Annotated in this window: 1 protein-coding gene; it reads left to right on the forward strand. The window is 66.4% G+C overall.

Annotated features, from left to right (window positions below):
• Window positions 1-7: 7 nt before the first annotated feature.
• Window positions 8-13,957, forward strand: coding sequence for a non-ribosomal peptide synthase/polyketide synthase (locus tag N005_RS23675; RefSeq protein WP_047703405.1), 13,950 nt, complete (start codon window positions 8-10; stop codon window positions 13,955-13,957).
• Window positions 13,958-13,973: the final 16 nt, after the last annotated feature.

A 13,973-nucleotide genomic window follows, 5' to 3' on the forward strand; every position in this document is an offset into this window, starting at 1 on the left:
GTTTTCAATGACCACCGAAAAAACCACCGGCAATCCAATCGAAGACGTTTACCCGCTGTCGCCGTTGCAGCAAGGAATGCTCTTCCACTCCCTGCTCCACGAAGACTCCGGTGTCTATCTGATGCAGGACCGCTATCGCATCGGCGGCGCCATCGATGAAGTGGCCTTCCTGGAATCATGGCGCCAGGTGGTGGCGCTGCACCCGTCCCTGCGCGCCAGTTTCCAATGGAAAAGCCAGAAGCAACCGGTGCAGGTAATCCACCGCGAGGTCAAGGTCCCGCTGGACACCCTCGACCTGCGCGGGCTTGCCGCCCACGAGCAGGAGGCGCGCATCCGCAGCCTGCTGGAAGATGAACAGAAAGTCGGCTTCAACCTGTCGAAGCCGCCGCTGATCCGCTTCCGGCTGGTGCGCCTGGCCGATGAGTCCTACGAATTCATTCGCAGCTTCCATCACATCCTGATGGACGCCTGGTGCATTTCCTTGGTGACGGTGGACTTCCTCAAGGTCTACGAGGCACTGTGCAACGACCGCACCCCGGAGTTGAAAAGCCCTCGGCCGTTCCGCGACTACATCCAGTGGCTGCAACGCCAGGATGCGGACAAGGCCGAACAGTTCTGGCGCGGCCAACTGCAAGGCCTCAATGCACCGACGCCACTGACCGTGGACAATGGCGTGGCCCATGATCGCTACACCGACGCGGTGCTGGTGGACGATCAACTGATTCACCTGAGCGAACAGCAAACCCAGGCGCTGGCGGCGTTCTGCCGTAGCCGGCGGATCACCCCGAACACCTTCTTCCAGGGCGTCTGGTCATTGTTGCTGGCGCGCTACAGCGGCCAACGGGACGTAGTCTTCGGTGTCACCGTGGCCGGTCGTCCAGCGGACCTGACCGGCGTCGCGGAAATGATCGGGTTGTTCATCAACACCTTGCCGCTGCGGGTGTCGGTGGACCCAGACGCCTCCCTCGGCAATTGGCTGGGTGACCTGCAAGGGCTCAACGTCGACATGCGCGACTTCGAGCACACGCCCTTGACGGATATCCAGGGCTGGAGCGATTTCCCCCGGGGCGAAACCCTGTTCGACAGCATCCTGGTGTTCGAGAATGCCCCTATCGATGAGCAAATCCTCGAAGGCGGTTTCCAGTTCAGCCTCGAAGGCATGGACCACAGCGTGCACACCCACTACGGCTTGACCGTGGTGATCCTGCCCGGCGAGCAGCTGGGCATCCGCGTGTCCTATGACCGCGAACGCTTCGAGGCCGCCACCGTCGAGCGCCTGCTGGGCCATATCGCCAGCCTCGTGGAAGGCATGCTGGCGGCGCCGGATGCGCCGTTGAGCAGCTTTGAGCTGCTGGCCGTCGAGGAGCGCCAGCAACTGCTGGGCGATTGGGCGGTCAATCCTCACGATTTCCCGCTGGATCAGAGCTACGCGCAATTGTTTGCCCGCCAGGTCGCCCAGCGCGGCGGGCAAGTCGCCGCCCTCTGTGACGGCGAGTCCCTGACCTACGCCGAGCTGGACCAGCGCTCCACACGCCTGGCCCACGCGTTGCGCGAGGCCGGTGCCGGCGAGGATCAACTGGTCGCCCTGGCCGCCCCTCGTGGCCTGGCGCTGTTGACCATGATGATCGCCGTGTTCAAGACCGGCGCGGCGATGCTGCCCTTGGAAGTCAATCACCCGCCCGAGCGCCTGCGGGAGATCCTCAGCCTGTCCCGCGCACCGCTGCTGGTCGCCAGTGAAGGTTGCAGTGCCCTGCTCGATCCGTTGCTCAGCGGTCTGGAACAGGCCCCGGTGGCGCTGTTCGCCGAAGCCTGCTGGAGGACTGGCAACGACTCGCCGCTGCCCGCCCTCGGCCGCCCGGACAGCCTCGCCTACGTGCTCTTCACCTCGGGTTCGACCGGTACGCCGAAGGGCGTGATGATCGAACAGCGGGGCATGCTCAACAACATCTTCGGCAAGGTCCCGGCCCTGGGGCTCGGCGCCGAGGACCGGATCCCGCAGACCGCCTCCGTGGCGTTCGACATTTCCGTGTGGCAGTTCCTCGCCGCGCCGGTGCTCGGCGCCACCGTGCACATCCTCCCGGACGAAGTCGCCCACGACCCGCAGCGCCTGTTGGAGGTGCTCGCCAGCGAACGCCTGAGCGTGCTGGAAATCGTCCCGAGCCTGATGCGCACCCTGCTCGCCCTGTGCCCGTGCGACCTGCAACTGCCGGACCTGCGCTGGGTGCTGCCCACCGGTGAAGCCCTGCCGCCGACCGTGGCCCGGGACTGGTTCGCGCGCTTCCCCGACATCGCCTTGATGAATGCCTACGGACCGGCCGAATGCGCCGACGACGTGGCGTTCCAGCCGATCTTCGAAGCCCCGGCCGCGCACATCAGCCACATGCCCATCGGCCAGCCGACCGCCAACAACTGCCTGTATGTGCTCGACGAGGCCCTGCGTCCGCTGCCCGTAGGTGTGGCCGGGGAAATCTGTGTCGGTGGCGTCGGTGTCGGCCGTGGCTACCTGCACGATCCGCAGCGCACCGCCGAGGCGTTCATCGAGCATCCGCAGCTCGAAGGCCGCGTGTATCGCACCGGTGACCTGGGACGCTGGCGCGCAGACGGGGTGATCGAATACCTCGGTCGCCGCGACCAGCAGGTCAAGCTACGCGGGCACCGGATCGAGCTGACCGAAATCGAACACCGTCTCTCGCAACACCCGAACGTGCGCGAAGCAGCCGTCCTGCTGCGGGAAAACAATGTCGGCGAAGCCTGGCTGGTGGCGTATTGGTCAGCCCATGACGACACCCTGGGCAGCGACGGCCTGGGCGAGCACCTGCGGGCGCAACTGCCGCCGTACATGGTGCCGGCCGCCTTCGTCTGCCTGGACAGCCTGCCGCTGAACAACAACGGCAAGGTCGACCGCAAGGCCCTGGCCGCCCGGGAACTGGACTGGCAGGCCGACGCCCAGCAAAGCATCGCCCCGCGCAACCCCCTGGAAACCGCCGTGGCGTCGATCTGGGCCGAGGTCCTGGGGCGTGACACCGTGGGCGTGGAAGACAACTTCTTCACCCTCGGCGGCCACTCGTTGCTGGCGACCCAGATCGTGGCGCGACTGCGCAGCCATTTCAAACTCGACCTGCCGCTGCGCACGCTGTTCGAACAGCCCACCGTGGCCTTGCTGGCGGTGAACATTGCCGCCCGCCAGGCCGACGCCGCCGCGCCACAAGCCGCTGCTCTCAAAGCGCCGAAAGCCCAGCCACGCCCGGCCCTGTTGCCGCTGTCGTTCTCGCAACAACGCCTGTGGTTCATCGAGCAACTGACCCCCGGCACGACGCTGTTCAACATCCCGTTCGCCCTGCACCTCAAGGGCGAACTCAATGTCGAGGCGCTGCATGCCAGCCTGAATGACCTGCTGGCGCGTCATGAAATCCTCCGCACCGGCATCCACAGCACCGATGGCGTGCCCTGCCAGCGCATCAGCGAGTCACTGGACATCGCCCTGCCCTTCGAGGACCTGTCCGGCCTGACCGCCACCGCTCGCGAAGGCGCGCAATTCACTGCTCTGCAAGACACCTTCGAGCAGCCGTTCGACCTGACCTCCCCGCCGTTGCTGCGTGCCCGCCTGCTGCGCCTGGCGCCGGGAGAGCACGTGCTGGGCATCGCCCTGCATCACCTGGTGTCGGATGCCTGGTCAGCCACCATCGCCCTGCGGGAACTGGCCCTGGGCTATGAAGCCCGCTGCAACGGCGCCGCCGCCGAACTGCCGGCGTTGCCGGTGCAATACGCCGACTTCGCCCTCTGGCAGCGCGAACACCTGCAAGGCGCCGAACTCAAGCGCCAGCTCGATTACTGGACCACCACGCTGGACCGCCGCGACAGCGAAGGCAGCCCGTTGCTGGCGCTGCCCACCGACCATCCACGGCCATCGATGCAGAGCTACCGCGCCGGGATCGTCCAGCGCGAACTCAGTGCCGACCTCAGCGGCCGGGTGCAAGCCTTCGCCAGCCGCCTCGGCACCACCCCGTTCACGGTGCTGTTCGCCGGCTTCGCCGTGCTGATGCACCGCTTGAGCGGCGATGCCACCGTGCTGGTCGGCACCCCGGTGACCCACCGCGAACAACCGGGCACCGAAGGCCTGCTCGGGATCCTGCTGAACAACCTGGCGATCCGCGCCGACTTTGCGCCGCAAGCGGATTTCACCGCCCTGGTGCAACAGGTCGCCGAGCGCCTGCGCAGCGGCCTGCAGCATCAGGACCTGCCTTTCGAGCAACTGGTGGACAGCCTGCAACTGCCCCGCAGCCTCAGCCACGCGCCGCTGTACCAAGTGATGGTGGCCCAGCAATTGGCCATGGAATCGCGCTTGCGCTTCCCCGGGCTGGAATTCGAAGCCCTGGACACCCCGCTCCGACATTCGGAATGCGACCTCGACCTGCACGTGTTATGCCCGGCCAATGCCCCGATCCAGCTGGAGCTGATGTTCGCCCTCGACCTGTTCGTCGCCGACAGCGCCCGCCAGACCCTGGCCCGCCTGGAGCACTTGCTCGAGCAGATGCTCACCGAACCGCAACGCCCGGTAGCGGCCCTGCCGCTGCTGATGGACGCGGAATGGCAGCGCACGGTGGTGGAATGGAACCGTACCGAGATGGCGGTGCCCGCGCACCTGACCTTCGCCCAACTGTTCGAACAACAGGCCGAGCGCACCCCCGAGCGTGACGCGTTGTGCTTCGAGGGCCGTCGCCTGAGTTACAGCGAGTTGAACCGGCGGGCCAACCAGGTGGCGCATTACCTGCGCAGCCGTGGCGTGGTCGCCAATCGTCCGGTGGCGCTGTGTGTCGAGCGCTCGCTGGAGCTGTTGGTCGGCCTGCTGGGCATTCTCAAGGCCGGTGGCGCCTATGTGCCGCTGGACCCGACCTACCCGGTAGATCGCCTCGCCTACATGCTCGAAGACGCGCAACCGGCGCTGTTCCTCGGCCAACAGGGCCTGTTGGAACAGTTGGGCGCCGACCTGCCACGCCTGCGCCTGGACAGCGACGCGGCGCTGTTCGCCGACCAGCCGGGCGACAACCTGCCGCCGCTCGCCGGGCCGGACGACCTGGCTTACATCATGTACACCTCCGGCTCGACCGGTAAGCCCAAGGGCACCCTGGTCACCAACGGTTCGGTGGTCAACCTGGCCTGGGCGCGGATCCATGGCCTGTACCGTCGCTACACCGACCGGCCGATGCGCACCAGCTTCAACTACTCGTTCGCCTTCGACAGCTCGGTGGCCGAACTCATCCTGCTGCTCGACGGCCACAGCCTGTACCTGACCCCGGAAGACGTACGCTACGACCCACAAGCGCTGGCGCAGTTCTTCGAGGAAACCCGCCTGGAGGCCTTCGAATGCACCCCGGCGCAACTCAAGGCCCTGCTCGAAAGCGACGGCGTACGCCGTGGCGAGGTGTACCTGCCACGTTTCGTGCTGTTCGGTGGCGATGCCGTGGACGCGCAATTGTGGCAGCGCCTGCCATCGATTGCCGGCAGCCGCTTCTTCAACACCTACGGCCCGACCGAGTGCACGGTGGATGCCACCGGTTGCGCGGTCGATGATTTCCCGGCCCGTCCCATCATCGGAAGGCCGATTGCCAACGTGCGCACCTACGTCCTTGACGGTTTCCTCAACCCGCTGCCGGTGGGTGTTCCGGGCGAACTGCACATCGGCGGTGCCGGGGTGACCCTGGGCTACCTCAACCGTGCCGAACAGACCGCCAAGGTGTTCATCGAGGACCCCTTCTCGCCGCTGGAAGGCGCACGGATGTACAAGTCCGGCGACCTCGTGCGTTGGCTGCCCGACGGCCAGCTCGAATACCTCGGGCGCATGGACCATCAGGTGAAGATCCGGGGTTTCCGCGTCGAACTGGGAGAAATCGAAAGCCTGATCGGTACCCAGCCCGGCGTACGCCAGGCCGTGGTGCTGGCCCGGGAGGACGTGCCCGGCGACAAGCGCCTGGTGGCCTACGTGACCTGCGACGGTCAGGCCGATATCAACGCCTGGCGCAAGACCATCGGCGCCGCCCTGCCCGACTACATGGTGCCCTCGGCCTTCGTGCTGCTGGATGAACTGCCGCTGACCGACAACGGCAAACTCAATCGCAAGGCCCTGCCGGCCCCGGACATCCAAGCCGCGCCGGACGCCCTCGATCCGCCGCGTAGCAGCGCCGAACGACAACTCGCCGCGCTGTGGTCGGAGTTGCTGAAGGTGCCGTCGACGCAGATCGGTCGCGACAGCCATTTCTTCTACCTCGGCGGTCATTCGCTGCTGGCGGCGGCGCTGTTCGCCCGCCTGCGCCAACAGTTCGCCACAGTGCCGCCGCTGCGGTCCGTGTTCGAACACCCGACTCTGGAGGTCCTGGCCGCGCTGCTGGGCGATCCGCTGCAAGCCCCCGCCGCGACCTTCGTCCCGGCGCCACGCCCGGCGCGCCTGCCGTTGTCGTTCGAACAACAACGCCTGTGGTTCCTCGAACAACTGAGTGCCGGCGGTGGCGAGTACAACGTGGTCAGCGCCGTGCAACTGGACGGTGAGCTCGATACCCGGGCCCTGCAAGCGGCCCTGAACAGTGTGGTGCAACGTCACGAAATCCTGCGCAGCCGCATCGTGCGCGAGAGCGACGGCGAGTTGGCGCTGGTCATCGAGCCGCACGTCGACATCACCTTGCAACTGACTGCCCTGGAAACCACCAGCGACGAACACTGGCAGCAACTGACCGACGAGGCCATCCACGCAGAAACCGGACGCCGTTTCGACCTCGCCAGCCAAGTGCCTGTGCGGGCCACGCTGATACAGCGCAACGGCCGCGCCCAGTCGTTGCTGTTGCTCACCGTGCACCATTGCGCCACCGACGATGCGTCCAGCCAGAACCTGTTGGACGAACTCGGCCGTTGCTACGGCGCCCATTGCCAGGGCACGACGGCCAGCCTACCTGAGCTGGCCCTACAGTACCCCGACTACGCCCTCTGGCAGCGCGAGCCCGGTCAACAGACCGCATTCAGCAGCCAGTTGGAATACTGGCGTGGGCAACTGGAGGACGGCGACTACCTGTTGGACCTGCCCACCGAACAGGGCCGCCCCAACCACCTCGCCCCGGCAGCCGGTGCGGTGCAATTGCAGCTGCCGCCGGCCCTGGCGGGACGCCTGCGGCAGTTCGCCCAGCAACGCGGCGCCACCCTGTACATGCTGATGCTCAGCGCCGCGCAATTGCTGCTGGGTCGCTACGCCAACCAGCGCGACGTGCGGGTCGGCAGCCCGGTGGCCCAGCGGCCGTTCGCCGAGCTGCAGCCGCTGATCGGTTGCTTCGTCAATACCGTGGTGATGCGTGCCGATCTCGATCCGGACCTGGACTTCGAAGGCTTGCTGGAGCAGGTCCGCAACCGCGTACTGGACGCCCAGCAGCATCAGGACGTGCCGTTCGACCAGGTTGTCGAACACCTCAAGCCAGCCCGCAGCCTCGGCCAGACGCCGTTGTTCCAGGTGTTGTTCGCCATGCAGAACGCCGATGCGGCCTGCCAGCACTGGCCGCAGTTGCAGGTCAGCGAGCGCGCCGTGAGCGCCCAGGCCACCAAGTACGACTTGAACTGGGAAGTGCATGACGGCGAGGTGTTGTCGGTGCTGCTGGAATACCGCGCCGCGCTGTTCAGCGAAACCACCGCCCGGCGTTGGCTGGAGCAATGGCAGCAACTGCTGGAAGCCATGCTCGATGCACCGCAGACCCGCCTCGCGGACTGGTCGCCGTTGGCCGCGACCGAGCGCCAGCGCCAACTGGTGGAATGGAACGCCACCGAACGTCATTACAGCGGCCCGACCGACCTGCACACCGCCCTCAGTCAACAAGCGGCCCTCAGCCCCAACGCCCCGGCGCTGGTGTTCGAAGGCCAACGCCTGAGCTACGCCGAGCTGGACAACCGGGCGCAAGCCGTTGCCCGAGCCCTGCGCGCGGCCGGCATCGGCACCGATGACATCGTGCCGGTGTGCATGGAGCGCTCGGTGGACATGGTCGTCGCTCTGCTCGGCATCGTCCATGCCGGCGCCGCGTGGCTGCCGCTGGATCCGGAACTGCCCGCCGGGCGCCTGGCCTTCCTGATCGAAGACGCCGACGCCAAGGTCACCTTGACCCAGGCCCAGTGGCTGTCGCGCCTGCCAAGTGCGCATCAGGCCTGGACTCTCGACACTCTGCCCCAGGCACCGGCGTTCGACCCGATCAGCGTCGCCGCCAATGACCTGGCCTACGTGCTCTACACCTCCGGCTCCACCGGCCAACCGAAAGGCGTGATGAACGAACACGGCGCCTTGATGAACCGCCTGTACTGGATGCAGGACGCGTTCCCGATCGGTCCGAACGACCGCGTACTGCAGAAAACCCCGTACAGCTTCGACGTCTCGGTGTGGGAGTTCTTCTGGCCGCTGATCACCGGCGCCACCCTGGTGGTAGCGCGTCCCGATGGTCATCGCGATCCGGCGTACCTCAGCCAGCTGATCCAGCAAGAACAGGTCACGACGTTGCACTTCGTGCCGTCGATGCTCCGCGCCTTTGTCGAGGAGCCGAGCCTGGTCGACTGCCGCAGCCTGCGCCAGGTGTTTGCCAGCGGCGAAGCGCTGCCGGTGGATCTGGTGCGGCGTTTCATGGGCCAACACCCGGCGGCACTGGTCAACCTGTACGGCCCGACCGAAGCGGCCATCGACGTGTCGGTATGGCGCTGCTCGGTAGACGACGTGATCGTGCCCATCGGCAAACCCATCGCCAACCTGCGCCTGTACATCCTCGACGAAAGCCTGCAACCGTTGCCCATCGGCAGCATCGGTGAGCTGTACATCGGCGGTGTCGGCGTCGCTCGCGGTTACCTCAAGCGTCCGGATTTGACCGAGGAACGCTTCCTCGCCAGCCCGTTCATCGACGGTGATCGCCTGTACCGCACCGGCGACCGCTGCCGCTTCCTGGCCGATGGCAACATCGAATACCTCGGGCGCCTGGATCATCAGGTGAAGCTGCGCGGCCAGCGCATCGAGCTTGGCGAAATCGACGCCGAGCTGCTGGCGCAGGAAGGCGTTCGCGACGCCGCGACCCTGCTGTTGGAGCAACGCTTGGTGAGCTTCTGGTGTGGCGACGCCGACGAGGCGGCCATTCGTAGCGCATTGAGCGACAACCTGCCCTCGCACATGCTGCCGAGCTTCTTCGTCCAGCTCGACAGCCTGCCTCTGAACAGCAACGGCAAACTCGACCGCAAGGCCCTGGCCGCCACCCCGCTGCCGGAACACCACAGCGATCGGCCGCACACCGCACCGCGCAACGCCACAGAAAGCGCGCTCTGCGAGTTGTTCAGCGAAGTGCTGGAATGCGCGTCGGTGGGCATCGAAGCGCACTTCTTCCAGCTCGGCGGTCATTCCCTGTTGGCGACCCGCCTGGTCAGCCGGGTCCGTGAACGCTTGGGTGTTTCCCTGCCGTTGGCGGTGGTGTTCGAACGCCCGACCGTCGCGGCCCTGGCCGATTACCTGGGCGTGGCGACAGCGGACGAATCGATCACCGTGCAGCCGCGTCCAGCGGCATTGCCCTTGGGGCTGGCGCAGAAACGCTTCTGGATGCTCAGCCGCCTGGTACCGGACTCTCGCGAGTACCACATGCCGTTCGCCCTGACGTTGCGCGGCGAATTGCAGGTCCGCGTCTTGCGCGAAGCCTTCGAACAGGTCAGCCAGCGCCACTTGGTGCTGCGCAGCCGGATTGTCGAAGTCCAAGGCGAGCCGCAACTGCTGATCGACGACCATGGGCCAGCGCTCGCGGTCACGACTGTTGCCACACAGGATTGGCGCGCAACCTGCGCCGCGGCCCAAGCCGAGTTGATGGCGCCGTTCGATCTGGCCGCCGCCGCGCCTTGGCGGGCGCACCTGCTGCAACGCCAGGACAGCGACGAAAACCTGTTGCTGGTGTGCCTGCATCACAGCGCCACCGACGGCTGGGCCATGCAGTTGCTCATCGATGAACTGACCCAGGCCTACGCCGCCGGCCTGAATGGACAGTCGCCGAGCTGGGCGCCGCTGGCGATCGACTATGTCGACTTCGCTCTGTGGCAACAGCATCCGGACACCCAGGCCCGACGCAATGACAGCCTGGACTACTGGAAAAACCACTTGGGTCAGGACGACTACCAGCTCGACCTGCCCATCGACCATCCACGGGGCGCCGAAGCCGATCGTCGGGCCCGGCAGTTGATCGTCAACCTCGGCGCCCAGCGCGCCGAATCGATCCGCCAGTTCGCCCGTCAGCGTGGCACCACCACCTACGTGGTACTCGCCACGGCCCTGAGCGCACTGCTGGCGCGTTATAGCGGTCAGCGCGAGATTCGTCTCGGCACCCCGGCAGACCAGCGCGATCAGCCGCAATCCCAGACGCTGCTGGCCTGTTTGGTCAACACCCTGGTGATCCGCAGCGAAGTCGACCAGCGAGCCCCGGCCGAGCAGTTGCTCGCCAGCCTCGAAGCCGATCTGCGCGCGGCCCAGGCCCACGCCGACCTGCCCTTCGCCACCCTGGTCGGCGCTGTCGCCCAACACCGCGACCTGAACCGCACGCCACTGTTCCAGGTGCTGTTCTCTCTCAACTACGGCCGCGTGGACAGCAGCCAATGGCCGGGACTGGAGGTCGAAGAGCAGACGCTGCCGGTGATCGACGCCAAGTTCGAACAGAGCTGGGAAGTCCAGGACGACGGCAGCGACATGACCCTGGCGCTGGAATATCAGGCGGCGCTGTTCGATGAGTCGACCATACAACGCTGGAGCGCGCAGTGGTGCGCGCTGCTAGATGCCTTGGTGGCGGCGCCTGCGCGAACGCTGATCGAGCTGTTCCCGCAGCAGCAGGATCAGCAGCAACTGGACCGTTGGAACGCCACCGAGCGTCATTACAGCGGCCCGACCGACCTGCACACCGCTCTTAGCCAGCAAGCCGCCCTCAGCCCCAACGCCCCGGCATTGGTGTTCGAAGGCCAACGCCTGAGCTACGCCGAGCTGGATAACCGGGCGCAAGCCGTGGCCCGGGCGCTGCGTGCGGCCGGCATCGGCGCTGATGACATCGTGCCGGTGTGCATGCTGCGCTCCGTCGACATGGTCGTCGCCCTGCTCGGCATCGTCCATGCCGGCGCCGCCTGGCTGCCGCTGGATCCGGAACTGCCCGCCGGGCGCCTGGCCTTCCTGATCGAAGACGCCGACGCCAAGGTCACCTTGACCCAGGCCCAGTGGCTGTCGCGCCTGCCAAGTGCGCATCAGGCCTGGACTCTCGACACTCTGCCCCAGGCACCGGCGTTCGACCCGATCAGCGTCGCCGCCAATGACCTGGCCTACGTGCTCTACACCTCCGGCTCCACCGGCCAACCGAAAGGCGTGATGAACGAACACGGCGCCTTGATGAACCGCCTGTACTGGATGCAGGACGCGTTCCCGATCGGTCCGAACGACCGCGTACTGCAGAAAACCCCGTACAGCTTCGACGTCTCGGTGTGGGAGTTCTTCTGGCCGCTGATCACCGGCGCCACCCTGGTGGTAGCGCGTCCCGATGGTCATCGCGATCCGGCCTACCTCAGCCAGCTGATCCAGCAAGAACAGGTCACGACGTTGCACTTCGTACCGTCGATGCTGCGCGCCTTTGTCGAGGAGCCGAGCCTGGTCGACTGCCGCAGCCTGCGTCAAGTGTTTGCCAGCGGCGAGGCGCTGCCGGTGGATCTGGTGCGGCGCTTCATGGGCCAACACCCGGCGGCACTGGTCAACCTGTACGGCCCGACCGAAGCGGCCATCGACGTGTCGGTCTGGCGCTGCTCGGTAGACGACGTGATCGTGCCCATCGGCAAACCCATCGCCAACCTGCGCCTGTACATCCTCGACGAAAGCCTGCAACCGTTGCCCATCGGCAGCATCGGCGAGCTGTACATCGGCGGTGTCGGCGTCGCTCGCGGTTACCTCAAGCGTCCGGATTTGACCGAGGAACGTTTCCTCGCCAGCCCGTTCATCGACGGTGATCGCCTGTACCGCACCGGCGACCGCTGCCGCTTCCTGGCCGATGGCAACATCGAATACCTCGGGCGCCTGGATCACCAGGTGAAGCTGCGTGGCCAGCGTATCGAACTCGGTGAGATCGACGCCGCCGTGCTGAACCTGCCGGCCATCACTGGGGCCTGCACCCTGGTCATCGATAACCGTCTGGTGGCGTTCTACAGCAGCAACGCCGCGCAATCGGGCCTCGACACCCTGCTCGCCGCCGAGCTGCCGGCGTACATGGTGCCGGCGGTGTGGGTCCACGTCCCGACGCTGCCGCTCAACAGCAACGGCAAGATCGACCGCAAGGCCCTGGCGGCCCTGCCGTTGCCGCAAACCCAGAAAGACTACGCTGCTCCGCGCAATGCGCTGGAAAGCCTGTTGTGCCAGTTGTTCGGTGAACTGCTCGGCGAAAGCCTGACCGGCGGCCGCGAAGTCGGCACCAGCGACAGCTTCTTCGCCTTGGGCGGTGACTCGATTCTCGGCCTGAAGCTGATCTCTCGTCTGCGCGAACACGGCTACTCGTTGACACCACGGGACCTGTTCCGCTCGCCCACCCCGGCGGCGCTGGCCCAGGTGACCACGGCCCTGTTGACCCAGGCCGAACAGGGCGAAGTGACTGGTGCGATGCCATTGATGCCGTTGCATCAGTGGTTCTTCGACCAACAGCAACCCCAGGCCGTGCACTGGAACCAGTCCGTGCTGGCCGACAGCGACCGGCGTCTTGAGCCGGCCATCGTGCAGGCGGTGTTGGATCGCCTGGTCGCGCACCACGACGCCCTGCGCCTGCGCTTCACCGAAGTCGATGGGCAATGGCAGGCGCGGATCGCCCCCGTAGCGCCGGCGCAACTGACTTGCTGCGAGCACCCGGACCAACTGCTGCAGGTCGCGCAAAGCCTGGACCTGCAACACGGTCCCCTGTTTGCCGCGGCCCTGCTGGAAGGTGAACCCCAGCGCCTGTACCTGGTAGCCCATCACCTGGTGGTGGACGCGGTGTCCTGGACGCCGCTGCTGGAGGATTTCCAACAGCTGTATTCAGGTCTGGAGCGCGGCGAACAACCGACCTTGCCGGCGAAAACCACCTCCTACCGGCAATGGGCCGAGCACCTGCATGCTCATGCCAGCAAGGTCGCGGGCGAACAGCGCTACTGGAGCACTCAGATCAGCGTGAACCGGCCGCCAGTGGCCACGGTGGCCGAGCGCCGGACCCTGTCGGCCCGTTGGGAAGCCACCCGCACCCACCAATGGCTGACCGAGTCCCACGCGGCGTACCGCACGCAACCGGAAGAGCTGCTGATCGCCGCCCTCGCCGCGACCCTGGCGGAGACCGAACGTCGCAGCGACATCGTCGTGGACCTGGAACGCCATGGCCGCGATGCACCTTTCGATGGTCTGGACGTCAGCCGCACGGTCGGCTGGTTCACCACGCTGTTCCCGCTGCGCGTCAGCGCCAGCGGCGCCCGTGGCGACCAGGTGCGCAACGCCAAGGAGGCCTTGCGTGCAGTGCCGGGCCAGGGCCTCGGCTACGGCTTGCTGCGTCAACGGGGTGAACTGCCGGCCAGCCATGGCGATGTGCTGTTCAACTACCTCGGACATGAGCAGACGCCCGAGGGTTGGTTGCGCGCCAGCAACCTGACCCCACCGGCGGACGTGTCGCCGGCAAACCGGGTGACCCACGCTCGCGAAGTGGTGGCGTGGCTGGAGGACGGCGTGTTGCGTGTCGAATGGCACAGCGTCACGCCGGAGGCCGACAGCCAATTGCCCGCTCGCCTGTTGGAGCACCTGCAAGCGCTGGTCGAGCACTGCCTCGATCCGCAGGCCGGCGCGCTGATGCCCTCGGACTTCCCCCTCGCCAAGGCGTTGAACCAGAAGTCCCTGGACAAACTGCTGGGCAAGCTCAAGACCAAACCGAACTCCCAAAGCCAGTGAGTGGCGCAACCGCCGC

The organism is Pseudomonas mediterranea CFBP 5447, assembly GCF_000774145.1.
Classification (GTDB): Bacteria; Pseudomonadota; Gammaproteobacteria; order Pseudomonadales; family Pseudomonadaceae; genus Aquipseudomonas; species Aquipseudomonas mediterranea.

Coding starts and splice junctions, on each gene's coding strand:
- N005_RS23675 (WP_047703405.1), top strand. CDS start 8: ATGACCACCGAAAAAACCACCGGCAATCCAATCGAAGACGTTTACCCG.